This is a genomic window from Mycolicibacterium baixiangningiae, assembly GCF_016313185.1.
In the GTDB taxonomy this organism is placed as follows: Bacteria; Actinomycetota; Actinomycetes; order Mycobacteriales; family Mycobacteriaceae; genus Mycobacterium; species Mycobacterium baixiangningiae.
Window position 1 is genome coordinate 5890445 of sequence record NZ_CP066218.1, and the last position, 23645, is coordinate 5914089.

The 23645-nt window shown below is 66.0% G+C and carries 26 protein-coding genes; 14 read left to right on the forward strand and 12 right to left on the reverse strand.

What is annotated here, in order from left to right; translation table 11 throughout:
* Window positions 1-103: 103 nt before the first annotated feature.
* Entirely contained in the window at window positions 104-1282 is a 1179-nt protein-coding gene (locus I7X18_RS28000) for an NAD(P)/FAD-dependent oxidoreductase (protein ID WP_193045531.1), read from the reverse strand.
* A 25-nt stretch (window positions 1283-1307) separates the two neighbouring features.
* Window positions 1308-1619, reverse strand: a complete 312-nt coding sequence (locus I7X18_RS28005; RefSeq protein WP_226863301.1) for a cupin domain-containing protein — start codon at window positions 1617-1619, stop codon at window positions 1308-1310.
* Window positions 1620-1966: 347 nt separating this feature from the next.
* Between I7X18_RS28005 and I7X18_RS28010 the strand changes: the two genes are divergently transcribed.
* The 6 genes from I7X18_RS28010 (at window position 1967) to I7X18_RS28035 (ending at window position 7869) form a co-directional block, all read left to right on the forward strand.
* On the forward strand, window positions 1967-2470 hold the full coding sequence (locus I7X18_RS28010) for a helix-turn-helix domain-containing protein (RefSeq protein WP_193045529.1): 504 nt from the start codon (window positions 1967-1969) through the stop codon (window positions 2468-2470).
* Window positions 2471-2535: 65 nt separating this feature from the next.
* The gene (locus tag I7X18_RS28015; protein WP_193045528.1) at window positions 2536-3648 is read left to right on the forward strand and encodes an ABC transporter substrate-binding protein; all 1113 of its coding nucleotides are present in this window, start codon (window positions 2536-2538) and stop codon (window positions 3646-3648) included.
* A gap of 15 nt (window positions 3649-3663) precedes the next feature.
* The gene (locus tag I7X18_RS28020) at window positions 3664-4569 is read left to right on the forward strand and encodes an ABC transporter permease (RefSeq protein ID WP_193045527.1); all 906 of its coding nucleotides are present in this window, start codon (window positions 3664-3666) and stop codon (window positions 4567-4569) included.
* On the forward strand, window positions 4556-5356 hold the full coding sequence (locus I7X18_RS28025) for an ABC transporter permease (protein WP_193045526.1): 801 nt from the start codon (window positions 4556-4558) through the stop codon (window positions 5354-5356). Before I7X18_RS28020 ends, I7X18_RS28025 begins: the two co-directional genes overlap by 14 nt.
* Window positions 5346-6431 (forward strand): ABC transporter ATP-binding protein, encoded by a 1086-nt coding sequence (locus tag I7X18_RS28030; protein ID WP_193045525.1) that lies wholly within the window; start codon window positions 5346-5348, stop codon window positions 6429-6431. Before I7X18_RS28025 ends, I7X18_RS28030 begins: the two co-directional genes overlap by 11 nt.
* A gap of 43 nt (window positions 6432-6474) precedes the next feature.
* Window positions 6475-7869 (forward strand): NAD(P)/FAD-dependent oxidoreductase, encoded by a 1395-nt coding sequence (locus I7X18_RS28035; RefSeq protein ID WP_193045524.1) that lies wholly within the window; start codon window positions 6475-6477, stop codon window positions 7867-7869.
* A gap of 28 nt (window positions 7870-7897) precedes the next feature.
* On the opposite strand, the gene I7X18_RS28040 is transcribed toward I7X18_RS28035, so the two are convergent.
* The 3 genes from I7X18_RS28040 to I7X18_RS28050 are packed head-to-tail and all read right to left on the reverse strand — an operon-like array spanning window position 7898 to window position 10255.
* Complete coding sequence (locus I7X18_RS28040; protein ID WP_193045523.1) at window positions 7898-8752, reverse strand: SDR family NAD(P)-dependent oxidoreductase; 855 nt, start codon at window positions 8750-8752, stop codon at window positions 7898-7900.
* Window positions 8742-8948, reverse strand: a complete 207-nt coding sequence (locus tag I7X18_RS28045; protein ID WP_193045522.1) for a ferredoxin — start codon at window positions 8946-8948, stop codon at window positions 8742-8744. The genes I7X18_RS28040 and I7X18_RS28045 overlap by 11 nt, the downstream gene beginning before the upstream one ends.
* Entirely contained in the window at window positions 8945-10255 is a 1311-nt protein-coding gene (locus I7X18_RS28050; protein ID WP_193045521.1) for a cytochrome P450, read from the reverse strand. The genes I7X18_RS28045 and I7X18_RS28050 overlap by 4 nt, the downstream gene beginning before the upstream one ends.
* Before the next feature lie 129 nt (window positions 10256-10384).
* Between I7X18_RS28050 and I7X18_RS28055 the strand changes: the two genes are divergently transcribed.
* On the forward strand, window positions 10385-10963 hold the full coding sequence (locus tag I7X18_RS28055) for a TetR/AcrR family transcriptional regulator (protein ID WP_193045520.1): 579 nt from the start codon (window positions 10385-10387) through the stop codon (window positions 10961-10963).
* A 78-nt stretch (window positions 10964-11041) separates the two neighbouring features.
* On the forward strand, window positions 11042-11464 hold the full coding sequence (locus I7X18_RS28060) for a nitroreductase family deazaflavin-dependent oxidoreductase (protein WP_193045519.1): 423 nt from the start codon (window positions 11042-11044) through the stop codon (window positions 11462-11464).
* A gap of 65 nt (window positions 11465-11529) precedes the next feature.
* On the opposite strand, the gene I7X18_RS28065 is transcribed toward I7X18_RS28060, so the two are convergent.
* Window positions 11530-12504 (reverse strand): NmrA/HSCARG family protein, encoded by a 975-nt coding sequence (locus tag I7X18_RS28065; RefSeq protein ID WP_193045518.1) that lies wholly within the window; start codon window positions 12502-12504, stop codon window positions 11530-11532.
* A 92-nt stretch (window positions 12505-12596) separates the two neighbouring features.
* Here I7X18_RS28065 and I7X18_RS28070 point away from each other — a divergent pair, with 92 nt between their 5' ends.
* Window positions 12597-13079 (forward strand): MarR family winged helix-turn-helix transcriptional regulator, encoded by a 483-nt coding sequence (locus tag I7X18_RS28070; protein ID WP_193045517.1) that lies wholly within the window; start codon window positions 12597-12599, stop codon window positions 13077-13079.
* Between the two features lie 6 nt (window positions 13080-13085).
* Here the strand turns inward: I7X18_RS28070 and I7X18_RS28075 are convergent, their stop codons facing one another.
* Complete coding sequence (locus I7X18_RS28075; protein WP_193045516.1) at window positions 13086-13946, reverse strand: oxidoreductase; 861 nt, start codon at window positions 13944-13946, stop codon at window positions 13086-13088.
* Between the two features lie 88 nt (window positions 13947-14034).
* Between I7X18_RS28075 and I7X18_RS28080 the strand changes: the two genes are divergently transcribed.
* On the forward strand, window positions 14035-14466 hold the full coding sequence (locus tag I7X18_RS28080; protein ID WP_193045515.1) for a MarR family winged helix-turn-helix transcriptional regulator: 432 nt from the start codon (window positions 14035-14037) through the stop codon (window positions 14464-14466).
* Between the two features lie 15 nt (window positions 14467-14481).
* Here I7X18_RS28080 and I7X18_RS28085 read toward each other — a convergent pair whose 3' ends face one another.
* Window positions 14482-15666 carry an osmoprotectant NAGGN system M42 family peptidase gene (locus tag I7X18_RS28085; protein ID WP_193045514.1) on the reverse strand — a complete coding sequence of 395 codons (1185 nt, stop codon included), beginning with the start codon at window positions 15664-15666 and terminating at the stop codon, window positions 14482-14484.
* Window positions 15667-15885: 219 nt separating this feature from the next.
* On the opposite strand from I7X18_RS28085, the gene I7X18_RS28090 reads away from it, so the two are divergent.
* Both I7X18_RS28090 and I7X18_RS28095 read left to right on the forward strand, forming a co-directional pair.
* Window positions 15886-16917, forward strand: coding sequence for a fused (3R)-hydroxyacyl-ACP dehydratase subunits HadA/HadB (locus I7X18_RS28090; protein WP_193045513.1), 1032 nt, complete (start codon window positions 15886-15888; stop codon window positions 16915-16917).
* A 126-nt stretch (window positions 16918-17043) separates the two neighbouring features.
* On the forward strand, window positions 17044-17961 hold the full coding sequence (locus I7X18_RS28095; RefSeq protein ID WP_193045512.1) for an NADP-dependent oxidoreductase: 918 nt from the start codon (window positions 17044-17046) through the stop codon (window positions 17959-17961).
* Window positions 17962-18014: 53 nt separating this feature from the next.
* On the opposite strand, the gene I7X18_RS28100 is transcribed toward I7X18_RS28095, so the two are convergent.
* The 3 genes from I7X18_RS28100 to I7X18_RS28110 all read right to left on the reverse strand — a co-directional run bounded on the left by I7X18_RS28100 (window position 18015) and on the right by I7X18_RS28110 (window position 21107).
* A complete protein-coding gene (locus tag I7X18_RS28100; RefSeq protein ID WP_193045899.1) occupies window positions 18015-19262 on the reverse strand; it encodes a DUF2252 domain-containing protein in 1248 nt (415 codons plus the stop codon).
* A 354-nt stretch (window positions 19263-19616) separates the two neighbouring features.
* Window positions 19617-20231 carry a TetR/AcrR family transcriptional regulator gene (locus I7X18_RS28105; RefSeq protein WP_193045511.1) on the reverse strand — a complete coding sequence of 205 codons (615 nt, stop codon included), beginning with the start codon at window positions 20229-20231 and terminating at the stop codon, window positions 19617-19619.
* 24 nt (window positions 20232-20255) lie between these two features.
* A complete protein-coding gene (locus tag I7X18_RS28110; protein ID WP_193045510.1) occupies window positions 20256-21107 on the reverse strand; it encodes an oxidoreductase in 852 nt (283 codons plus the stop codon).
* 120 nt (window positions 21108-21227) lie between these two features.
* On the opposite strand from I7X18_RS28110, the gene I7X18_RS29900 reads away from it, so the two are divergent.
* Window positions 21228-21536 (forward strand): SDR family NAD(P)-dependent oxidoreductase, encoded by a 309-nt coding sequence (locus tag I7X18_RS29900; protein ID WP_226863420.1) that lies wholly within the window; start codon window positions 21228-21230, stop codon window positions 21534-21536.
* A gap of 45 nt (window positions 21537-21581) precedes the next feature.
* Here I7X18_RS29900 and I7X18_RS28120 read toward each other — a convergent pair whose 3' ends face one another.
* The gene (locus I7X18_RS28120) at window positions 21582-22190 is read right to left on the reverse strand and encodes a TetR/AcrR family transcriptional regulator (protein ID WP_193045509.1); all 609 of its coding nucleotides are present in this window, start codon (window positions 22188-22190) and stop codon (window positions 21582-21584) included.
* A 478-nt stretch (window positions 22191-22668) separates the two neighbouring features.
* Here I7X18_RS28120 and I7X18_RS28125 point away from each other — a divergent pair, with 478 nt between their 5' ends.
* Window positions 22669-23613: an aromatic alcohol reductase gene (locus tag I7X18_RS28125; protein WP_193045508.1), complete on the forward strand. Its 945-nt coding sequence runs from the start codon at window positions 22669-22671 to the stop codon at window positions 23611-23613.
* The last annotated feature ends 32 nt before the right edge of the window (window positions 23614-23645 follow it).

Here is a 23645-nt window from a genome sequence, read left to right on the forward strand (position 1 = left end):
GGCTGCGCGGAGTGCTCCTCATGGAGATCGGCACGGCTCACTTAAGCCGAGCGGACGCGGACAGCCTCGCTTCCGCTGATGCACCTGGGCTCGAGAGCTAGCCTTACTCCGCCGGGGTGGCCGGGACACCGGTCGAGCCGAGATGCGTGGGGGTGCGTCGAGCGGGAAACGACCGGCCGCGGAACCGTGCGAGGCGGAACGATCTCACATCGTCGTCCTGAGGTCGCCCTTCCGCGAGGTCGGCGAGAATCTCGCCCATCAGCGCGGAGTACTTGAACCCTTCGCCGATGCATCCGCATCCGAACACGAGGCCACTGGGCAGCGCGTCCATGATGAATTGACCGTCGGCCGTGTCGGTCCAGGAGCACACTTGCGCATCGACGACCGTGGCAGGTATCGACGCGAAATCACGGGATACCCGTCGGCGGATCCCTTCAGTACGTTCGGGTCTCGGCGTGCGGTCAGGCTCACCAGCGTGATAGTCGCCAATCGGCTGATCCAGGCCGACCTTGTATCCGAGGCCAGGCGTGGGCATCGCGTAGATCCTCCCCTCGCCGTCTTCGACCTCTCCGTCGAACAGGCACGGGAAGCCGTCGGTGCGAGCCCCGCCGTCGGCATCGCCGAAGTGCACGACTTGCTCGAGGTAGGGATACAGCGGCACCTCGATACCCAAGTGCTGCAGCAGAAACGCCGATTCGGGGCCGGCCGCGACGACGATCGCATCGGCGTCCTCCCGGGTCCGATCGGAGTAGGTCACCGACAGACCATTCGGCCGCTCGTCGATCTCGACGACACCGCGGGCGTGGCCGTAGCGACCGCCGGCGCGGCAGAACCGCGCGTATTGCGCCTGAAGCGCCCGTTCGGCGAACACGATGCCGGCGTCGGGCAGCCACACCGCGTCTCGCCCGTCGGCACGGAGACCCGGCAGGTAGTTCGCCACATCCGCCGCTCTCACTCCCTCGTGCGCGATGCCCAGTTCGACGCAGGTCGACGCGGTGGCGTTGTTCGTCGCCGTATCGCGCCAGAGCAGACCACGACGTTCGTGAACGGTTGTGGCCGTGGCTTCCTCGAGACGCTTCATCGCCGCGACCGCCCGCACCGCCAATCGGACTCGGACCGGATCGGGGTCACCGAGCCGCCACATGCGCGTCGGACCGCACGACGACGACAAGGGATTGCCGATCCCGTGCCTGTCGACCAGGCGAACCTCGTGGCCGCGGCTCGCCAGCTCGGCGGCGGTCGGCAAGCCCCACGCCCCGGCTCCGATGACGATGCACTTCATGCGTCCTCCGTTCGATCGCAACCTCTCAGAAGACGGTGTACGCCTTGCGAATCGTCTCGATGACGTCCCACCGGCCGGACCAGCCCCTTGGCAGAATGACGAAGTCACCGGCGCCGACCTCAACCACGCGACCCGTCGCGTCGTCGGTGATCCGAGCGCGACCCGAGATGATGTAGCAGGTTTCGGTGTCCCGCCGGTTCACGATGGGCCAGCCTCCGGGCTCGCATTCCCAGATGCCCACCTGCGCCTCGGTCCCCGATTCGGCCGACAGGGTTCTCAGTTGGGGGTCTCCGCTGTCAGCGCCGGCGCGCTGCCCACTGGGCTCGAGGTCGCCCATGACGATGTGACGTGGCAAATGAGTTAGTGCTCCCATGACGGCCTTCCCGTGCATTGTCGATCGCGTGCAGCGCACCTTCACTCGAGGCGTCGCCTCGCTGAGCCGGCGGTCGGGATCGGTGCCCCGCGGTCATGTTTCCTGCAGACGATTTCGCCGTATCGGTTGCCGATCCCTGCCGGTGGACATAGTGTGACACGCGTACGAACACTTTGTTCACCAATGACGAACGTGTGGTTCTGCAGGACGAGAGTGGATGTTCGCCTATGGCGTTGGCCGAGGAGAGACCCGGCTCGGCTGCGTCGAGCGCCGAGGCCGAAATGGGCATCCGCATAAGAGAATTCAGACTCATGCGCAAGCTCAGCCTGCGCGATCTCGCGGGCCGCGCGAAGATTTCGCCCGGGTTCCTGAGCCAGCTGGAACGGGGTCAGGTCAATGCCAGCGTGGGGACTCTGCGGCGGCTGGCCGAGGAACTCGGGATCACTCTGCCCGACCTGTTCGGAGACCACCGCGCCCAGGGGGCACGGATCCTGCGCAAGGCAGAGCGGCCGGAGATCCACGTGTCCGATCTCAGCGCCAAGTACCTGCTGTCCCAGAAACCGTTGATGAATCTCGAGGTGTACTCCGCCGAGTTCGCCCCAGGCGGTTCGGCGGGCGAGGCCTACGTGCACGGTGATTCTCAAGAGGTGCTGATCGTCGTGAGCGGCTGCCTGGCGCTCGAACTCGACGGCAAGCTGCACCGACTCGACGCCGGCGACTCCGCGGAGTACCGGACCTCGATACCGCACACCGTCCACAACCACAGCGACACCTCAGCGGAGCTGCTGTGGATCGTCAGTCCCCCGACTGCGTGAGCGCAGCCGGAAAACCCTATCGCCCAAGCCCGTACCGCCCGCCACGCTTCACAGAAGGAGTCCACATGCCCACTGCACTCAAGACGATCGGGTGTGGCGTTGCCGCTGCCCTGCTCACCGCCGCGTGTTCCTCGGGGCCGGCTCCCAGCGCCGAGGTCGACCTCGGTAGCGGCCCGCCGAAAGCAGGCACCGTCAAAGCCGACGCCCTCAAAGGCGTCACCCTGACCTTCGTGTCCTACGGCGGCATCTTCCAGGACGGCCAGACCGAGGCGGCCGTCGACCCGTTCGCCAAGGAGTCCGGTGCGCGCATCCTGCAGGACGGCCCCACCGAGAGCACCAAGATCAAGTCCCAGGTCGAGTCCGGCAATGTCACCTGGGACGTAATCGACACCACCAACGTCTTCACCGCCCAGCACTGCGGCGAACTCTTCATGCCGCTCGACACCAGCATCGTCGACATCAGCAAGATCCCGGCGGGCGCAAAGACGGACGACTGTTCGGTACCGGCCATGGGATACGGCCTCATCGTGGTGTACAACACCGAAAAGTACGCCGCCAACCCGCCCAAGACCTGGGCCGACTTCTACGACACCACGAAATTCCCCGGCAAGCGGGCCGTTCAGGGCATCGCGGGCGAACTGGACCCGGGCGTACTGGAGGGCGCGCTCCTGGCCGACGGGGTCGCCCCGGACAAGGTCTATCCCATCGACGCCCCCCGCGCGCTGGCCAAGCTGTCCTCGATCCGCGACGACATCGTGTTCTGGAACAGTGGCGCGCATGCCCAGCAGCTCATCGAGGGCGGACAGGTCGACATGGCGTTGGTCTGGAGCGGACGTGCCTATTCCGCGGTGAAGAACGGCGCGCCGTTCGCACCCATGTGGGAGCAGTGGATGCCGGAAGCCGACACGATCGCCGTGCCGAAGGGCGCGAAGAACCCGAAGGCGTCCATGGCGTTGATCAACTACTACCTCGGGGCCCAGCAGCAGGCCAAACTGACCGAGCTGACGTCCTACAGCCCCGTCAACGTGGACGCCAAACCGCAGCTCGACGCGCTGGCCACCAGTTACCTCACCACTACCCCCGAGCGCCTCGAGGACCGGTTCCCGGTCGACCTCGCCTGGTGGTCCAAGAACAACGACGACATGGTCGGGGCCTACACGGATTGGCTTGCCAAGTAGAGGGTCCGGCAATCCATGACCGTAGTCGACGTTCTCTCCGGGACAGCGGCACCGCCGCGCACCGGTACCGAGGCCGCAGGAGCCCAACGCAGGCGCCGCGCCGCCTACGCCCTGCTGGCGCCCGCGCTCGTGCTCGTCATCGGGATCTTCGCGGTGCCGCTGGCTGTGATGCTGTGGCGTGCGTTCACCGATCCCTTTGCCGGACTGGACAACTTCACCTGGTACATCGGCGATGCGGTGCAACGACAGGTGCTGTTCCGCACGTTCATCACCGGCCTCGAAGTGACCGTCATCTGTCTGGTGCTCGGCTACCCGTACGCCTACGCGATGGTCGCCTTCGGACCGAAGGTGCGGGCGGTGCTCACGCTGTTGGTGCTGGTTCCCTTCTGGACCAGCCTGATGGTCCGCACGTTTGCGTGGGTGATTCTGTTGCAGGACAACGGCCCCGCGCAGAAGGCGCTCGGCCTGGTCGGCCTTGACGGCGTCCAACTGATCCGGACCAATCTCGGAGTCGTGATCGGGATGAGCCAGATCCTGTTGCCGTTCATGGTGTTACCGCTCTACGCGGTGATGTCGGGTGTGGACCGCCGGCTCATCCTGGCATCGTCGAGCCTGGGCGCCCGTCCGCTGACCTCGTTCGCGCGGATCTGGGTGCCGTTGACGATGCCCGGCATCGGCGCAGGATGTCTGATGGTGTTCATCAGCAGCCTGGGGTTCTACGTCACGCCGGCTCTACTCGGGGCACCGGACAACGCGCTCATCAGCCAGCAGATCTACGTCCAGGTCAACGGCCTGCTGCAGTGGGGCCGGGGCGGCGCGATGGGCGTGGTGCTGTTGTTGCTGACGCTCCTGGTCCTCGCGGTGCTGATACTGGTGTTGCGCCGCGCCTCCCGACAGGAGCAGCCTCATGATCCGGCGTAGCAGCACGTTGTGGCGTGCGGTGCTTCTGGTGTTCTGCGCGGTCGTGGCGGTGTGGCTTGTCGCGCCGTCGCTGATCGTCATCCCGCTCAGTTTCACCGACCGACCGTCGTTCAATTTCCCACCCACCGGATGGTCCACCCAGTGGTATGCCAACTTCTTCACTGATCCCTCGTGGCTCTGGTCGCTGGAGGCCAGCCTCCGCGTCGGCGTGCTGGTGGCCATTGTGGCGACGGTATGTGGCACCGCGGCCGCGGTGGCTTTCAGCAGGACGCGCTTCTTCGGCGACCAGGGAGTACGCGCGCTGCTGCTCTCGCCGATGATCGTCCCGGTGATCGTGGTGGCGATCGGCATCTATGCGATCTATCTGCGGCTCAACCTGCTCGGCACCACAACAGGTTTCGTGGTGGCACACAGCGTGCTGGCCCTGCCGTTCGTGATCATCCCTGTGAGCGCCAGCCTGCAGGGGTTCGACCGACGGCTGGAAGATGCCGCGGCGATCTGCGGAGCGAACCGGTGGACGACGTTTCGCACCGTGACGCTGCCCCAGGTGGCCCCTGGCGTCTTGTCTGGGGCGCTGTTCGCGTTCGCCACCAGCTTCGACGAGGTGGTGTTGTCGCTGTTCATCCAAAGTCCCTATCTGCAAACACTTCCGGTGCGCATGTACGCGTCGGTCACGCGAGACACCGACCCCACGATCGCCGCCGCGGCCACCGTGATCCTTGCGCTCACCACGGCGCTGACCATCCTCGCCAGCATCTTCGTCATCAGGAGGAACCGTGTCCGATGATCACCCGCCGCACGGCGCCGCCATCAGACTGCGGGGACTGACCAAACGCTACGGCTCGGTCACCGCGGTCGACGCCATCGATCTCGACGCGCGTCCTGGCGAATTCCTCACCATGCTGGGGCCCAGCGGCTCGGGCAAGACGACCACGCTCAACATGATCGCCGGCTTCGTCGACGTCACTGAAGGCGAATTGACGATCGACGGCGACGACGTCGCCAACCTCCCGCCCAACAAACGCAACATCGGCATGGTGTTCCAGCACTACGCGCTCTTTCCGCACATGAGCGTCGCCGACAATGTCGAGTATCCGTTGCGACAGCGCGGTATCGGCAAGACGCAGCGCGCCACGATGGTGGCGGACGCGCTGCGTACCGTCGGCCTCGAACATCTCGGGCGACGCAAGCCCAAGGAGCTGTCGGGCGGTCAACAGCAACGGGTCGCCCTGGCGCGCGCCATGGTGTACAACCCCCGAGTGCTGCTGATGGACGAACCCCTCGGCGCCCTCGACAAGAAGCTGCGCGACACGCTGCAACTGGAGATCAAGCGCATTCACGCCGAACTGGGCACCACGTTCGTCTACGTCACGCACGACCAGGACGAGGCTCTGGTGCTCTCCGACCGGATCGCGGTGTTCAACGACGGCCGGATACAGCAGATCGGTACCCCGTCAGAGCTGTACGAGTACCCCAACAGCCTGTTCGTCGCACAGTTCCTCGGCGAATCGTCATTGTTCGAGGGCACACTCGAGGGCGGCCGAGTACACACCAACGGTCGTGCGCTGACTGCCACCCGCGGCGACCACCCCGACACGCAGAACGTCACCGTGATCGTGCGGCCCGAGCGGATCTGCCTCCACGCCGGCGACGGCGAACCGGCAGCCGAGAACGCGGTGCCAGGCCGCGTCATCCAGCACATCTACTTCGGCAACGCGCGCAAGGTCGAAGTACGTCTTACCGACGGCACCACCGTGCTCGTCCGCGAAAGTGCCACAGGGACACTGGTTCCTGTGCATGCCGACGATCCCGTATGGCTGACCTTCCGCGCGCAGGACGCCTCGGTCCTTGCTACCGCCTGATCCCCACCGGGGCCCTGACCCCATTCACTCTCGAGAGGAAAACATGGCTTCCCTAGGCCAGCGTCCCGTCAACGGCGGCGTGTCGTTCTGGTACCGGTCGATCGGGCTGCCCCAGCCGCGCCCCGCGCTACCAGGCGACCGGGACGCCGACGTGTGCATCGTCGGAGCGGGATTCACCGGGCTGTGGACGGCCTACTACCTCAAGCGCCAGCAGCCCGACCTTCGCATCGTGATACTCGAGAGCGAGTTCGCCGGCTTCGGCGCGTCGGGTCGCAACGGCGGATGGCTTTCGGCCGAACTCGCGGGCTCACGGGACGCTTACGCCTCGACCCATGGTCATCAAGGCGTGGTCGACCTGATGCGCGCCATGCGCGAGGCCGTCGACGAGGTGATTGCGGTCGCCGAGGCCGAGGGCATCGAGGCCGACATCGCCAAGGACGGGCTGCTACACGTGGCACGCAACCGTGCGCAGCTGGAGCGGCTGCGCGCCGGTCTGCAGTACGAATACGCCTGGGGCGCAGGCCCGGAGGATTTCGCCGAACTCAGCCGCGCCGAGATGGACGACCGCATCCGCGTCGCTGGGTCCCTCGGTGGCGTGTTCAGCCCGCACTGTGCCCGCGTGCAGCCAGCCAAACTGGTGCAGGGACTCGCCGAGGTCGTTGAGCGCCTCGGCGTCACGCTGTACGAGCAGACCACCGTCAGGCGTATCGAGGCGGGCCGCGCCGTCAGCGACCGAGGCACCGTCCGCGCCCCAACGGTGTTGCGCTGTCTGGAGGGATTCACCGGCAGCATCGAAGGGCAGAAGCGAAGCTGGCTGCCGATGAACTCATCGATGATCGTCACCGCTCCGCTGCCCACGGACGTGCACGACCGGATCGGCTGGCGGGGTGCGGAATTGCTCGGCGACTACGCGCACGGCTACATGTATGCCCAGCGCACGGCGGACAACCGCATCGCCCTCGGCGGCCGCGGGATTCCCTACCGCTTCGGCTCACGTCTGGACGACCGCGGCGCGACCCAGCAGTGGACCATCGACGCGCTCACCGCACTGACCCGCGACATGTTCCCCGCGACAGCCGACGTGCCGATCGAGCACGCTTGGTGCGGCGTGCTCGGCGTACCCCGGGACTGGACCGCAACAGTCGACTTCGACCGCACCACTGGGCTGGGCACGGCAGGCGGCTATGTGGGCAGCGGGCTCACGACCACCAACCTCGCAGGCCGCTCGCTGGCCGATCTGGTGCTTGGGCGGCAAACCCACCTCACCGGGCTACCGTGGGTCGGCCGGCGAGTGCGGCGTTGGGAACCCGAGCCGTTACGCTGGCTCGGGGTGCAGAGCATGTACGCGCTCTACCGCACCGCCGACCGGCGCGAAGCAAAAGGCCTCGGCCACACCAGCAGAATCGGCACCATCGCCAACAAGATCACAGGGCGCTGAATCGGCACTTGTGCCGGAGACCGCCGGATCACCGCACCAGAGTGGCGCCGCCGTCGAGGCGGATCTGCTGGCCGGTCATGAATCGTGACTCGTCGGCGAGTAGATAGAGTGCGGCATAGGCCGATTCCCAGACGCTGCCGCGGCCCATCTTGAGCTTGACGACCTCGTTGTGTCGCTGCGTCGCCTCGTCGGCGTCCAAACCGAACAGCGATTTCGAATCCCGGTTGGCGAGAACGGAGTTGATGGGACCCAGCATGAGCGTGTTGGCGCGGATGCCCGCCGCCGCGAACTGCACGGCGGTAAGTTCGGTGATCTGGTTGAGGCCGCACTTGCCCAACGCGTAGGGCATGATGCCGATGTTGAGCCCGAGTTCGTTCTTCATGCTCGCGATCGACGAGATGTTGACGATGCTGCCGGTGGAGTCCCCCGGGTTGCGCTCCATGCATTGCGCGGCAAAGAGATTGCAGTAGTAGCACCCGAGCATGTTGACGTTGATGCCGCGGTTGAAGTTCTCGACGGTCATCGAGTTCGTCTCGAAGTCGAACGGCGGATTGGTCGCGACGCTGTAGACCATGCCGTCGACGCGTCCGCTGGTCGCCATCGCCGTGTCGAAGATGCGTTGGCAATCGTCCTTTTCGGAGACGTCCGCCTCGATGGCGTAGGCGTTACCCCCCTCGGAGAGGATCATGTCGACGGTCTCCTTCACCGCCGCCGGGTTCAGGTCGACCGCCACGACTTGCGCACCGTGACGCGCCGCCAGGATGGAGATCGCGCGCCCGTTACCCATGCCGGGCCCCGGGCTCTGTCCCGCTCCCACCACCACGACGACCTTGTCGGACAGGTCGAAGGCCTTACGTTCCCTGTGGTCGAAATCAGTTGACATGGTTCTCCTCTTTGACGTGGATGGCGCGTTCGGGGCAGCCGTCGACCGCCTCGCGCACCGAAGACTCGAGCTCGGGCGAGATGTCGTCCTCGACGGCCTCGGCGTAGCCACCGTCGGTGATGACGAAGACCGAGGGGCACACCGCGGCGCAGACGCCGTGGCCGCGGCACGAATCGTCGTCGACAAAGACCCTCATTCGACGCTCACGTGGAGCTTCATGAGTCCGCGCAGGATGTAGGTCGGTACGTAGTCGAAGCGGCGATCATGGACGGGGCCGTGCGCGTCGGCGTCGAGTGTGATGTCGGCGGTCCGCTCGAGTAGTCGCTGAATGATCACTCTGCCCTCGGCGCGGGCAAGCGGCGCGCCGATGCAGCTGTGCACGCCCCTGCCGAACCCGATGTGGCGGCGCGCATTCGGACGGTCCGGGTCGAACACGTCTGGATTCTCGAACTGACGGGGGTCGCGATTGGCGGCGCCGTAATGCGCCATCAGCGTCGTGCCCGCGGGGATCTCGACCCCGCCGACCGTCGCCGCGGCCCGCGCCAGCCGGAAGTCACCCTTGATGGGGCTCTCGAACCGCAGCGCTTCTTCGATGAAGTTGGGGATGTCGTCCGGAGTCGCCCGCAGCCGCTGCTGGAGCTCGCGGTCCTCGGCGAGCAGCTTGAGCGCAGAGGACAGCAGCCGCACGGTCGTCTCCTGGCCGGCCGAGAACAGGTTGGCCGCCACGCGGACGACGTCGATGACCTCGGGCGTGGAACCGTCCGGGAACGTGGCGAGCGCCATCTCGGTCAATACGTCACCGCCCGGCGTCCTGCGCCGCTCGTCGATGTAGTCGGCGAAGCGCGTGTAGAGGTACTCCAGCGGAGAGTGCGCCATGACGGCCTCGCCGTCGGTACTGCCCAGGGAGTTGCCCCCGGTCAGCACCTCGGTGAGTTCGGCATGGTCTTCTTCGGGCACACCCAACAGATCGGCGATGACGAGGAGCGCAAAGGGGCTGGCGACCTCGCCGATGAACTCACCGCCGCCGCGCGCCACGAACGAGTCGAGCACCCGGTCGGCAAGCCGCCACATGAACTCCTCGTTCGACTTGAGCCGCTTGGGCGTGATCAGACGCGACAGCAGCGACCGATGCGCGGTGTGCACGGGTGGGTCGAACGACGGGAGCTGATCGCTGAACGGCAGCTCGTCGCGGTGCGCGTCGATCAGCGCACTGACCTCGGCCCCGTCGAGCCCCTCCAGGGGAACGGGAAAGCCCGGGATGGGCCCGGTCGTCGAATTGCACGACGAGAACGTCTCGGGGTCACCCACGATGGCGAGCACTTCGTCGTAGCCGGTGACCACCATGACGCCGTGTACCGGTTCGCGGAGCACAGGGCTCGCCGCGCGCATGCGGTCGAGTACCGGATACGGGTCCACGTTCAGTGTCGGGTCGTGAAAGAAGTCGAGAGTGTCCAGCACGTGTGCGGAGCTGGGGGCCGCCTCCGGCGAATCATAGGTCGTCATCCTGGGCTCCTCGAACTCGCAACACCTGACCATTCGTACAGTTGTCTACTGACCAAACGTACAGGAGACGGCTGTACGGTCGGTCAGTTAAGGTGAGGGTGTAAGGGACCCGACAATGGGGGCGGAGATGTGAGCAGCCACTCAGTGGAGTCCGGTGGCCCCACCCGGCAGCGACTCATCGAGGTCGCGATCGAGTTGTTCAAGCGACACAGCGTCGCGGGCACGTCGTTGCAGATGATCTCCGACGAACTCGGACTGACGAAATCGGCCATCTATCACCACTTCCGCACGCGCGACGAACTCTTGAGCGCAGTGATGGAACCGGTCATCGCCGAGGTCACCAAGCTCGTCGAGGCGGCCGAGACACATCGCACCCCGCACGCACGCGCCGACCACATGCTGGGCGGCTATGCGGATGTCGCCGCACGGAACCGCGCGCTGATACCACTACTGTCCGGCGACCCCGGCGTCGTCGAGCTCCTGCGCAGCCGAACGGAGTGGCGCACTCTCGTCGAGCGGCAGCTGATGCTGTTCGCCGACGTCGAACCAGGTTTGAGCGGGCAGGTGAAGGCCGCGCTGGTCATGTCGGGAATCGCCTCCGCGGCGGGCGTCGACTACGGCGACGTCGACGACGAGACCCTGCGCGACCAATTGATCGCAGCGGGCCGCCGCACGCTCGGATTGCGCGGCTCTCGTGCCGGCCGCTGATGGCGCGGGCTGCGATGGCCGCGCCCCGAAGCGCAGCGTCGGGGAATGTCTCGGCGACGCGGTGGGTTGCTGACCGACATGAGTGAACAAGCTGAACTGAGCCCCACCGACTGGGTCCGCGAACAGACCCAGCGCATCCTGGCGCAAGGCACCACCGACGGCGTCGAGATCCTCGACCGGCCGGTCGTCCTTTTCACCACAACGGGTGCGCAGTCGGGCAAGAAGCGGTACGTACCGCTGATGCGCGTCGAGGAGAACGGTCGGTACGCCATGGTGGCGTCAAAAGGCGGCGATCCGAAGCACCCGAGCTGGTACTTCAACGTCAAGGCGAACCCGTCGGTGACCGTTCAAGACGGCGACAAGGTGCTCGAGGGCACCGCGCGTGAGATCGAGGGCGACGAACGCGAGCACTGGTGGGCGCTGGCCGTTGCGGCCTATCCCCCGTACGCCGAGTACCAGACGAAGACCTCGAGGCAGATTCCGGTCTTCATCGTCGAATAGTCGACCTGCTGATCGGCGGACCATCCGAGGGCAGCGAGCAGGCCGGAGACTTCCGTCGACGATTCTCATTCAGTGGTGTGAAGTGCGTTGCGGCGCAGCTCGAGCCAGTCCCGAAAGGACTGTAGTTCCGGATTGAGTTCCCGCACCTGGGCCAGCTCGCGGTCGCCGACGAATCGGGCGGAGTTCTCCGCGTAGTACTGAAACATGTTGCCCATCTCCACGGCGCCGGGAAACCCCTGCGCGCGGAACTCGTCCCAGCTCACGGGGCTGTAGGCGACCTCCTCGCCGAGATCCTCGCTCAACGCCGCCGCGTACTGGTCACCCGTCAAGTGGTCACCCGCGATGCTGACGGTCCTGCCGATGAACTCGGTGCCGTGGGCGAACAGGTGCAGCGCCGTTTTTCCGATGTCGGCGACGGCGATGCCCGACATCGGTTGGTCTGCCATCGGCAGCGTCAGCCGCAGCACGCCGTCGTCACCTCGGATCGGGGCCAGCGCGCCGGCGAAGCCTTCGAAGAAGAGCGTGGTGCGCAGGAATGTCGTCGGCAGGCCGTGGGAACGGAAGATGTCATCCGCCTCCGCTTTGGCGTCGAAGTGCGGCACCTTGAACCGCCCGTCGACGGTCGGCACGCGGTCATCGGTGCCGAAATGGTCGCGGGTGTCTTCCAAGGTGGACCACACCACGTGTCCGACGCCGGCTTTCTTGGCGGCGAGCGCGGCCGTCTCGACCTGTGCGATCTCCCTGGCGGCTCGCGTCCGCCGAGCTTCGTCCTCCGCAGACTGCTCGGCCCAGTAGTTCGTGACGATGAAGGCGCCGTCTGCGCCGTCGAAGGCGCGGAGCATGCTTTGACCGTCTTCCAGGTCAGCCTCCACCACTTCGGCCCCGGCACCGGTCAACTCCCGCGCCGCGGTCGACTGCGCACTCCGGGTGATCGCGCGCACCGTGAACTGCCCGCGGGGATCGTCGAGAATCGCGTGGACGAGACCGCCTCCCTGGGATCCGGTCGCCCCCACCACGGAGATCACTTTCTTGGCTGCCATGAGTCGCCACCTTCCATCGGGTTGATATGTCAACCAAACCCACGGTAGCGCGCCTGGTTGATATGTCAACCCGAATCGATAGACTTCCCCTCATGGCCGACCGATCGCGACTCGACCCCGACGAGTTGGCTGCCTGGCGCAGCTTCGTCGACATGCACCATCGCCTCGAAAGGCACCTCGCCAGGCGCCTGCAGCGCGACTTCGGACTGTCGGACTCCGACTACGAGATCTTGGTGAACCTCTCCGAAGCGCCGGGCGGACGGATGCGGGCCTACGAACTCGGCCGGGCCACGCTGTGGGAGAAGAGCCGGCTGTCCCATCACCTCAGCCGGATGGAGAAGCGCGGACTCGTCAGCCGCGAGGCGGATCCCGATGCCGGCTCGCGCTACCCGTCCGTCGCGCTCACCCCGGCCGGCCGCACCGCCATCGAGTCGGCCTCCCCCGCCAACGCCGCCCGGGTACGCGAACTCTTCATCGACGTACTGGGGCCGAAACGCCTCGCGGTGTTCCGCAAGGCATCCGATGACGTCCTCGCCGCCATCGAGGGCAACCACCCGGCGCAGAGCGACGAGTAGTCACCACTAGATCGCGAGATCGGTGGGCAGTTCGATGTCGGCGACAGCCAGGTTTTCCTCCAGGTGGGCCACCGACGACGTACCGGGGATCAGCAGCACGTTGGGCGCCACATTCAGCGTCCACGCCAATGCGATCTGCGCGGGGGTACGGCCCAGTTCGGCCGCGACCCGCCCGATGGCGGGGTTGCCCAGAACCGGGTTGTCCGCGACGAACGCCGACCCCAGCGGGAAGAACGGCACGAAGGCGATGTTGCGTTCGATGCAGAGGTCGAGGACGGGTTGAGAGGTCCGGTCGGCGAGGTTGTACGCGTTCTGCACGCAGGCGATCTCCGTGCGTTCCAGCGCGATCTCCAGATGCTCGCGAGAGATGCTGCTCAGCCCGATACCTGCGATGAGGCCTTCGGCGCGGGCAGCGATCATCGCGTCCAGCTGCCGCTCGAACAGGCCGCGGTCGACCTTCGTGGAACCACCGTCCTCCCCGAAGACGCGCAGGTTCACCGCCGCGAGCCGGTCCACGTCGAGGGTGCGCAGGTTCTCTTCGATGTCGCGGCGCAGATCATCGGGATCCTGGGCAGGCAGCCAATTGGCCTGGTCATCCCGTGTGCCACCGACCTTGCTGACCAGCGCCAGGTTATCCGGATACGGGTGCAGCGCCTCCCGGATGAGTTCGTTGGCGACCTCCGGGCCGTAGAACTGCGCGGTGTCGATGTGATCGACACCGAGTTCGACTGCGCGCCGCAGGACCGAGATGGCCTGGTCGTGGTCGCGCGGCGGTCCGAACACGCCAGGTCCGGGCAACTGCATGGCGCCGAATCCGACGCGTCGGACGGTGATCGCACCGAGTGGGAACGTCTCAGGGTGGGACATGGGAGGCCTTTCCTTAGGTATCTAACTATATGGTCTCGAACTATATGGGTGCTGATATTCTGCGTCAACCGATCAGAGGAGATCCGCAGTGGAGGACGACAAGCGGACCGCCGCAGAGGCCGTCGACGCCTTCGGTCGGGCCGCCAAATTGGTCGTTCGAGCCTTCGACGAGCGCCTCGGCGACCGCGGGGTGTCGACTCCCCGATCCAAGCTCCTCGCCGAAATCGAGCGTTTGCAACCAGTGCGCTCGGCAGACGTGGCGCGGGCGGTGGGCATCACCCAGGCCACCGCATCAACGCTTGTCGACGCCCTGGTGCGCGAGGGCCTGGTGATGCGGGCCCCCGACGAAAATGACCGCCGTGCAGTGCGATTGAGCACCACGGACGCAGGTCGCCGGCAGGCACGGGATTGGCGGGCCGATTACACGGCTGCCGCGCACGAGATGCTCGCCTGCTTGAGTCATGGCGAGAAGAAGCAGCTGACCGAACTACTCACCAGGCTCGGCGATCACCTGGCCTGACGTCCGGTCGCCGCATCATCGAGACGCGTCGCGCGACAGCGGAACCCATTTCTCCCGCGGGGCAGGCTGCTTCGACGACGGAAAGTCGTGCAGGTCTCCCTCGCCGGAGGGGTTCGCATCCCACTCGGCGAATGTCAGCGGTGACTGGATCCACGCGCGGAGCAGACGGTAGGTGGCCTTCATCGAATCGATATGGGTTCTCTCCCAGCCGTGGCTGCCGTCGACGCCGAAGCCCACGAGCGCGGCCCGGGTGTTCGCGCCGGCCTCGATCGCCGCAGCCGCGTCGGATCGGTAGTAGCGGAACACATCACGTGTGAACGGGATGTCCTGCTCCTCCGCGAGTCGGCACAGCTTCCGGGTCAGGTGGTAGTCGTAGGGCCCGTGCAGATCGGACATCGGCACGGTCACGGTGTCTTCCCTGGAGTGTTGCCCGGGCGCGCACACCGCGTTGTCCACAGAGATCATCTCGGCGATGTCTGCGGGCAGGCCCGTGCTCGCGCCGTAACCCACCTCCTCGGCGATCGTGACCATGATCGTCGTGCGGTGCGGGAGTTGCACCGAATTGTCGGTGAGGTTCTTGACCAGTGCGAGCACGACGGCCACTCCGGCCTTGTCATCGAGGTGGCGGGATACGACGAACCCGTCCTCGGTCAGGACGGGGTTGGCCATCAACGGGACGTAGTCACCGATCCGGACGCCCAGCCGGATCAGGTCCTCCGGAGAGGAGACCTTGCGATCGATGCGGACTTCGACGTGGTCCCAATCGGTGGGCTGAGTGTCCACCTCGTCGCCGAAGGCGTGCCCACTTGCCTTGAGCGGCATGATGGTGCCGGTGATGAACTCCTCGGAGTCCTCGCAGAGAATTCGCACTCGCGCCCCGGCGGCGAAGCGCGCCGAGAAGGTGCCGACGGGAATCACCTCGAGTCGGCCGTTGTCCTTCAGCGCTCGAACCATGCAGCCGGTCGTGTCGGCGTGGACCACCAGCGCCCGGTCGGTCGTCGCCGACTCCCCTGGGAGTTCGACGATCAACGCGCCGCGGCGGGTCAGCGAAAACGACAAGCCGAAGCCTTCGAAGATCTCGCCGATCATCTGCATCACCGCATCGGTGCGCCCCGTCGGGCTCGGGGTCTGCAGCAGCGTGAGCAGCGTGTCGATCATCCAGCCGCTGTCCGTCTCGGACATCACTCCGTCTTCGCGCATGGTGCCCCCTCCGCGCTCAGACCCCCGAGTCGCAGTCGATCACTTGTTGCGCCGCGCGCTGAGGACCCGATGTCCGAGTTTAGTGTCGTCAGACGGCAACGCACACCGCATTCCACCACCCTCTCGCCGGTGCATCGCCATGCGTTGCCCCCGAGCGCGCGCGTTAGTGTGCTTTGTCGGCCTCAGCGACAAGCCGATAGAAGAGTTGAGAGAGAACTGATGACCGCAGCACCAGAAGCGTCGCCGCTCGAAGCCCGGGTCGGCCACTACTACCAGATGGACGACACCTACCTGGTCGGCCGCGAGAAGGTCCGCGAATACGCCCGTGCAGTGCAGGACTATCACCCCGCGCACTGGGATGTCGCGGTCGCCGCAGAGCTCGGTTATTCCGGCCTGGTGGCGCCGCTGACGTTCACATCCGCCCCGGGCATGTCCTGCAACCGCCGGATGTTCGAACAGATCGTCGTCGGTTACGACACCTATCTGCAGACCGAAGAGGTCTTCGAGCAGCACCGTCCGATCGTGGCCGGCGACGAACTCCACGTCGACGTCGAGCTGACCTCGGTGCGCCGGATCGCCGGCCGGGACATGATCACCGTCACCAACACCTTCACCGACACGGCCGGCGAGCGGGTGCACACCCTGCACACCACCGTTGTCGGCGTCACCGCCGAGGATCTCAATCCCGAGGTCAAGACGGCCGTGCAGAACGCGATGATGCACGACGTGGACTTCTCCGGCGTCAACACGTTGGACGGCGACTACGAGAAGACCGTGCGTCCCGAGAGCGAGGTCCGGATCGCCGACGGGGGCACGACCCGCACGCCGGGTACTCCGTCGTTCGACGACGTGAAGGTCGGCGATGAGCTGCCACCGCGTCACACCCGGCTGTCCCGCGGTGACCTGGTGAACTATGCCGGCGTCGCCGGCGACGCCAACCCGATCCACTGGGACGAGGACATCGCCAAGCTGGCCGGGCTGCCCGATGTGATCGCCCACGGGATGCTCACCATGGGTCTGGGTGCCGGATTCACGTCCGCGTGGACTGGCGACCCCGGCGCGGTGACTCGCTACGCGGTGCGACTGTCCGCGCCGGCGATCGTCCCGGCCAAGGAGGGCGCCGACATCGAATTCAGCGGACGCATCAAATCGCTGGACCCGGAGACGCGCTCAGGGGTCATCGTGGTCGGCGCGAAGTCCGACGGGAAGAAGATCTTCGGTCTCGCGACGATGCACGTCCGCTTCAGCTGACCTGGGGCGCCGCGCTACATCCTGTGAGTGCGGGTCCGCACAGGGCCTCGCCTATCCCTCACGGAGTAACGCGCCGTCCGTCGTGGTTGTACCCGTCCGAGACGACAACCGATCGGAGACCAGCAGATGCCACGAACCGCGCAGTTCCCCGACTACGGCGACCCCGACGTTCTGGAATTGGTCGACGCGCCACCGCCGACACCCGGACCCCGCCAGGTGCGCATCTCGGTGCGAGCCGCCGGAGTCAACCCGATCGACTGGAAGATCATCGCCGGCTTCATGCGCGAGCAGGTGCCCCTGGATCTCCCGGCCGGCGCCGGGTCCGATGTGGCCGGGGTCGTCGACGAGATCGGCTCCGAAGTCACCGAATGGGCCGTGGGAGACGAGGTTCTAGGTGTGTCGACGACACCCTCGTTCTCCGAGTATGCGCTCGCCGAGGCGGACGACCTCGTCCGCAAACCCGACGGCATGAGGTGGGAGGTGGCCGGCTCGCTTGCGGGTGCGGGAGGCACCGCTTACGCGGTACTGCAGAAACTCGGTGTCGAAGCGGGTGAGACGCTGCTCATCCACGCGTCCGCCGGCGGTGTGGGAACCTTCGCCGTCCAACTCGTCAACGCCCGCGGTATCCACGTCATCGGCACAGCGAGCGAACGCAACCACGACTACCTGCGATCGATCGGCGCGACACCGGTCACCTACGGCGACGGACTGCGGGAACGCGTGCACGAGGCCGCACCGCAGGGAATCGACGCTGTGCTCGATGCCTCCGGCCGCGGCGAGATCCCCCTGTCCATCGAACTCACCGGAGACCCCGCCCGGGTCCTGTCACTGGTCGCCTTCGACGCCGCCGACACTGGGATCCAACTCCACGTAGGCGGTGCGGGAAGCGCTCTCGGAAACGCTCTTCGTGAACTCGTCGCGCTCATCGAGCAGGGACGTCTCACCGTATCCATCAGCCACACTTACCCGTTGGAGGAGGTCGCCGCCGCACTCGACGCCAGCCGCACCGGACACCTCAACGGCAAGCTGGTCATCGTTCCGTGACGCCGAGAGACTGCTAACAAGCCGCGGCCCGTTGCTCTTCCGGAAGTAGCAGGCTACGTAGCGCTGACACCGGGAATCCGACCTTCGCGGAACGCCTCGACGAAGTGCCGATGGTCGTCTCGAACAGTGGCGGCGTATTGCAGGCCGAACGCCACGATGTCAGCGACGAATGCGGACTCGTCAGGTCCGACCACCTCGACAATCGCTTCCTCGGTCTGGAAAGCAACCAGCGACTGGTCGCTGTCGGAATCGCTGACGCAGTGCATCTTGGCCACCGCCCGGCCGAGTTGCTCGATGACTTCGGCCAGCTCGTCCGGATCGGTGAGCTCGCTCCAGTTCAGATCTGCCTCATACGGCGATATCTCACTGACCACGAAACCGACCCCGTCGATGTCGGTGTAGCCGAGCAACGGATCGGCATGCGCCTGCAGCGCGCGCTGTGACACGGCGGTCCGGTGCCCATGGTGCCGGAAGTACTGCTGCACTTCGGTGTCGTCAACCACGCGACTCGGGGCCGCCACGTTGCCCTGTTTCATCGACAGCACGGCATCGTTGTCCAATGCCTGATTGAAGCCTTCGATGAGAACGGTGTAGGCGGGTAGCCCGGCGCTGCCGATTCCGAATCCTGTCTTGGCGATGACATCCTTGACGTCATAGGCGATTCCCCGGAATCGCTGCGCCTGCGGGATGGTTTCCAAGTAGCGGTTGAACGCCTCCACGACCTTTTCGCGCTCGGGCGCGTCGAGTCGAATGACCCCGGGCAGATCGCGAAAGCGACGGTCCCACTCGTCGACAACGGTGAGGCGGTCGAGCATGCCGGCGCGGGTCGACAGCCGTGCCGATTGCAGCGCGGACAACACCGCACCGCGCGCCGTACTCAGATTGAGAGAGAAATCCACATCGTTGTCGGCGTGCGCGAACCACCGAACCTGGCCTAGGTACGCGCGCGTGAACGTCTCGATCAGTCTGGTGATCTGCTGGTCCGAAAGCGCCTTCTGCCAACACATCAGAGCGACGCTCGCCGCGAAACGCTTGAGGTCCCAGGTGAAATGACCGACGTACGCTTCGTCGAAGTCATTGACGTCGAAGATCAGCGTCCCAGCGCCGTCCATGTAGGTTCCGAAGTTCTCGGCGTGCAGATCCCCCTGAACCCACACACGGCTGGTGCGCTCGTCGACCCATCGGTCCTCCTGCAATGACACGTCGGCGTAGAACAGGCAGGCGCTGCCGCGGAAGAACGCGAACGGATCCGCCGCCATCTTGCGAAATTTCGTCCGAAACGCACCCGGGTCCGCCGCCATGAGATCGGCGAACGCGGCGACGAGACTTTCCACGATGAAGGATTCCCGGTCGCCTTCACTGGCTACGCGCTGGGTCACCGTTCATCCGGGCGATTATTCGACATGCCCAACTATACAAAGCGCCCATCGCCGACGCCGGGTGCGCCGGATACGACGAGCTCCTCAGCCCAGGGCGGCGATGTGCTGCGTCCCGACCACCGACAGCAGTCGCATCGCCTCCTCTGAACGCGATCCAGGTTCTGCGGTGTAGATGAAGACACGTTGATCTCGATCGGCGATATCCCTACGCGAGATTGGAGCAGGCGCGCGCGCCGCGCCCCTCTACCTGACGATGGCCACCGATACCCGGCAACCTCAGTGTGGCAGCGCTATTCGCCGCCACGCCACCTGACAGGTGAGTTGTGCCCGGTCGAGGGCGTCGACCGATGTCTTCGACGCCTGATAGAAACTGCGCTCGATCATCCAGCACAGAGCAGCCGCCAGTGCGGGCGCATCACCTGGACCGTCGCCGGGCTGGATCCCGGCGCGGATCAGAACCCCGGCGATGGCCTCGATGAGACTCGCGGCGGCGTGGGTCCACAGATCGCCGATCTCAGGGATGGTCGAGCCGAGGTCGACGGCCGCGCGCATGACCACTCCGTGCTCGCGCCACAACAAAGCCGTCCGCTCCAACGCCGTAGCGATGACGGCGTCGGGTTCACTCGACTCTGCAAGCGCTGCAACCGATTCCTCTTGCAACGCGTCGGTTGTGCGCCGAACCAAGGCGGTGACGACATCCTGTTTGGAGCCGAAGTAGAAGTAGAGAGCGCTTCGGGTGATCCCGGCTGCCGCCGCAATGTCGTTGACGGTCATCTGCGCGTAACCGCGTTCGGCCAGTACGGCTTCGGCCGCATCGAGAAGTTGGCGCTCCCGGAGTTCGCCCTTCCGGGCGCCCACCGGCGGGCGGCGCGAGGGCCTCGGTGCGGTCACGGTGGTCCTTCGTACCGGAGCTTGTCAACTCGACGCAAGCTGCGCGCCGTCGGGAAAGTCCGTGCTGCGGGATATGCTTTCCCACCGGCGGATGTCCTCATCGACAGCAGCGCGAGCGCTGCCGATCAGCCGCAATGCGTCGGAGCCGAGCACGAGATGCGCCGGCGCCTCCGGCTCGTCGAGAATCGCCAGGACGGCCTGCGCCGCCATCGCCGGATCACCCAGCTGATGGCCGCTTGCCCGGACCCGCGCCTCGCGGATTGGCTCGAACAGCTCGTCGTAGTCGGGAATGGACCGGTCGGTACGGATCATCGACCGGCCTGCCCACTCGGTACGGAAGGATCCCGGCTCGATGGCGGTGACATGGATACCGAAGGCGGCGACCTCTTTTCGCACACTCTCGAGTAGCCCTTCCACGGCGAACTTGCTCGCACAGTAGGCCGACATCCCCGGGACCGCCATCAGGCCTGCCATCGACGTGACGGCCATGAGATGACCCGCCCTCCGCTGCCGGAAGTATGGCAGGACGGCATGCAGCGTTGCGGCGACCCCGAAGACATTGGTGGAGAACTGATCTCGTAGATCCGACAGAGGCGTCTCCTCGAAGATGCCCTCCAGGCCATAACCGGCATTGGCGATGACGACGTCGATCGCGCCGACCGTGGACTCCACGTCCGCGACGGTGGACGCCACGGCGTAGTCGTCGGTCACGTCCAACAAGCGAGCATGGGCGCGGCCGGGCGCCAATGATTCGAAGCGTTCGGCGTCGTCAGCCCGGCGGACGGTGCCCACCACGCGATGGTCGGCGTCCAGTGCGCCGATGGCGACTGCGCGCCCCAGACCGCTACTCACTCCGGTGATGAAGAAGGTCTTCACGTGTACTCCCAGCTCGAACGGCGCGTGCCCGACTATTTGACACAGTGTCGTGAATAACCGACATAGTGTCAACAATGTTCCCTACCCGGCCTGCGGCCTGCCGACGGTCTGCCGTTCGCGCTGGTATCACCTACTCGCGCGCCGACCTACGGTGCCGTCAAAGCCGGACTACACGGATTCGCCGAAGGGCTGCGACGGCAGCTTGGACCCACCAAAACCCATGTCCTCGAACTGCTTCCGCCCACCACGGATACACCCATGAACGCGAACCTCACGGGGAAGAAGATGGCTCCCGCCGATGTAGCCGCAGTCACCCTGAAGGCACTGGAACGCCGCCGGCCGATGGCTCTGCCGGGCCCGACCAGGCTTCTGCCGACGATGCTGCGGCTCACGCCGAAATCCATCAGGCGCAGCGTCGCAGCGATGTGAGGTCCACGACGCGTCCCGTCGATGGTCGCTGCTGCTGACCCGGCATCAGGCCGGCGGCCAGCTCCGCAGGGCGGCGTCAGCTACTTGCTGGAGGTCATCACGGCTGGCGCCACTCGCAGCTTGGACGGCAATGCCGTTGGACAAGGTGACGATGTAGCGCGCAAGCACGCCGGGATTGGCGCTGCAGGGTAAGTCGCCTTCGTCGACGGCGAGTTGAAATCGCCTGCGGAGCTGAGAGACTCCGTCGTTGCGCCAGGCGATGAGCAAGTCACGTACTTCGCGGGCCGGCGCACCGGCTGCCAGGGCACCCTGGACGCCCAGGCACCCTGCCGGACCGCCCGGGCTGGTGCTGGCCGTGATCGCCCCCCGCAAGACCGCGGCGGCCACATGACGTGCGGTCGGTTCCTCCAGGGCACGCGGACCGTAGGAGGCGGGTCCTTCGGTGTAGCGCTGCAGAACTCGGGCGAACAGCTCTTCCTTGTTGCCGAATGCTGCATACATGCTGGTACGGCTGATGCCCATCGCTTCTGTCAGGTCGGTGAGGCTGGCGCCTTCGTAGCCCTGTTCCCAGAAGACCCGCATGGCGCGATCGAGGGCCTCATCGGCGTCGAACGCCCGCGGCCGCCCCATCGGGGCCTTCGTGCCACTCTTCATGGCGTCGACGGTACCCGTTTTGCACCGATAGGTACGGAAGTGTCCGCGCCGATCGGCGGATGACGCCCGCGCACCACCCATGACGTCGACGAGACCTGCTCAGGTCCGTCTACTCCCTCGATCAAGGTGTGCGAGTGGTCGGCATCATCCCGGACCCGTCCGCACCGACAGGTTGCTGACCGCATTGTCTTCCTCGGCTCGCCGCGCAGCAGCTACACCAGCGGCTGCATCCTCACCCTCGACGGAGGAATGGCCTGGCCCGTTGATGAGCCCCTGAATGGAACTCAACGGCGAATCGAGCTGGCGCGCAATGTCCGTCAGTGTGAGGCCGTCATGGTTGGAGACGGTTACGTCATACAGTCGGAATTCCGCCGCCGTATCCGGTGTTGTCCCTGTCGTCTGACGCGGAGCCGACGCTCGCTACCGGGCCCCGGCCGCCGAGCCCATGACACCAACCCCCGATACCGAGGACTGATACATGACTTCCCCAGCACCAGCGACCGCATTCCTCGTCATCGGGGCCGGTGAACTCGGGACGGCGATGATCGACTCGCTCACCGCTCACATCGCCCGAAACGAGCTGTCCGACACGGTGAGCGTGCTACTGCGGCCCCCGACTGGAGAGCCCACCGCGCAGAAGGCCCGCCAACTCGAGGAACTCCGCGCCACCGGTGTGGCGGTCGTCCACGCCGAGGTCGCCACCGCCTCCACCTCCGAACTCGCGGAGATTCTGGGCCAGTACGACACCGTGATCAGCTGCCTCGGCTTCGCCGCAGGCGCAGGCACTCAGCGCAAGCTGACCGAGGCGGCCCTGGCCGCGCGGGTCCCCCGCTATCTGCCCTGGCAGTTCGGGGCCGACTACGACCTCGTCGGCCGCGGCAGCCCGCAGAACCTCTTCGACGAACAACTCGACGTCCGCGACCTGCTGCGGGCCCAGCACGACACCCACTGGATCATCGTCTCCACCGGAATGTTCACCAGCTTCCTGTTCGAGCCGGCTTTCGGCGTCGTTGACGCCGCGACGAATACCGTTCACGCACTGGGCAGTTGGGACAACGCCGTCACGCTGACCACACCCGAGGACATCGGCCGGCTCACCACCGACGTGCTGTACGCCCAGCCACCGTTCGTCGACGACGTCGTCTACCTCGCCGGCGACACCATCACCTACCGCCAATTGGCCGACATCGTCGACGACACCCGCAACACCCGGGTGCGCCGCGTCGAGTGGACCGTCGAGCACCTGCACGCAGAACTCGCCGACGATCCCACCGACACCATGAAGAAGTACCGTGCGGTCTTCGCCGGCGGAATTGGCGTGGCATGGCCTCTGGAACAGTCTTTCAATCACGCCAACGGCATTGCCACCACAACAGCCGGCCAATGGGCCCGCGAGCAGCTGCGCTCGAACCTGGCGAGCTGAGAAGGCGCGACACGGAGCGCCCGGCCGTGTCG

What these genes read in the sequence shown, in the direction of transcription:
- I7X18_RS28050 (WP_193045521.1), bottom strand. Translation starts at nt 10,255, where the DNA reads ATGACGACCTATGATTCGCCGGAGGCGGCCCCCAGCTCCGCACACGTG.
- I7X18_RS28045 (WP_193045522.1), bottom strand. Translation starts at nt 8,948, where the DNA reads ATGAGGGTCTTTGTCGACGACGATTCGTGCCGCGGCCACGGCGTCTGC.
- I7X18_RS28005 (WP_226863301.1), bottom strand. Translation starts at nt 1,619, where the DNA reads ATGGGCGACCTCGAGCCCAGTGGGCAGCGCGCCGGCGCTGACAGCGGA.
- I7X18_RS28100 (WP_193045899.1), bottom strand. Translation starts at nt 19,262, where the DNA reads ATGGCGGCGGACCCGGGTGCGTTTCGGACGAAATTTCGCAAGATGGCG.
- I7X18_RS28015 (WP_193045528.1), top strand. Translation starts at nt 2,536, where the DNA reads ATGCCCACTGCACTCAAGACGATCGGGTGTGGCGTTGCCGCTGCCCTG.
- I7X18_RS28070 (WP_193045517.1), top strand. Translation starts at nt 12,597, where the DNA reads ATGGCCGACCGATCGCGACTCGACCCCGACGAGTTGGCTGCCTGGCGC.
- I7X18_RS28075 (WP_193045516.1), bottom strand. Translation starts at nt 13,946, where the DNA reads ATGTCCCACCCTGAGACGTTCCCACTCGGTGCGATCACCGTCCGACGC.
- I7X18_RS28060 (WP_193045519.1), top strand. Translation starts at nt 11,042, where the DNA reads ATGAGTGAACAAGCTGAACTGAGCCCCACCGACTGGGTCCGCGAACAG.
- I7X18_RS28025 (WP_193045526.1), top strand. Translation starts at nt 4,556, where the DNA reads ATGATCCGGCGTAGCAGCACGTTGTGGCGTGCGGTGCTTCTGGTGTTC.
- I7X18_RS28120 (WP_193045509.1), bottom strand. Translation starts at nt 22,190, where the DNA reads ATGAAGAGTGGCACGAAGGCCCCGATGGGGCGGCCGCGGGCGTTCGAC.
- I7X18_RS28040 (WP_193045523.1), bottom strand. Translation starts at nt 8,752, where the DNA reads ATGTCAACTGATTTCGACCACAGGGAACGTAAGGCCTTCGACCTGTCC.
- I7X18_RS28010 (WP_193045529.1), top strand. Translation starts at nt 1,967, where the DNA reads ATGCGCAAGCTCAGCCTGCGCGATCTCGCGGGCCGCGCGAAGATTTCG.
- I7X18_RS28020 (WP_193045527.1), top strand. Translation starts at nt 3,664, where the DNA reads ATGACCGTAGTCGACGTTCTCTCCGGGACAGCGGCACCGCCGCGCACC.
- I7X18_RS28000 (WP_193045531.1), bottom strand. Translation starts at nt 1,282, where the DNA reads ATGAAGTGCATCGTCATCGGAGCCGGGGCGTGGGGCTTGCCGACCGCC.
- I7X18_RS28090 (WP_193045513.1), top strand. Translation starts at nt 15,886, where the DNA reads ATGACCGCAGCACCAGAAGCGTCGCCGCTCGAAGCCCGGGTCGGCCAC.
- I7X18_RS28085 (WP_193045514.1), bottom strand. Translation starts at nt 15,666, where the DNA reads ATGCGCGAAGACGGAGTGATGTCCGAGACGGACAGCGGCTGGATGATC.
- I7X18_RS28095 (WP_193045512.1), top strand. Translation starts at nt 17,044, where the DNA reads ATGCCACGAACCGCGCAGTTCCCCGACTACGGCGACCCCGACGTTCTG.
- I7X18_RS28065 (WP_193045518.1), bottom strand. Translation starts at nt 12,504, where the DNA reads ATGGCAGCCAAGAAAGTGATCTCCGTGGTGGGGGCGACCGGATCCCAG.
- I7X18_RS28125 (WP_193045508.1), top strand. Translation starts at nt 22,669, where the DNA reads ATGACTTCCCCAGCACCAGCGACCGCATTCCTCGTCATCGGGGCCGGT.
- I7X18_RS28035 (WP_193045524.1), top strand. Translation starts at nt 6,475, where the DNA reads ATGGCTTCCCTAGGCCAGCGTCCCGTCAACGGCGGCGTGTCGTTCTGG.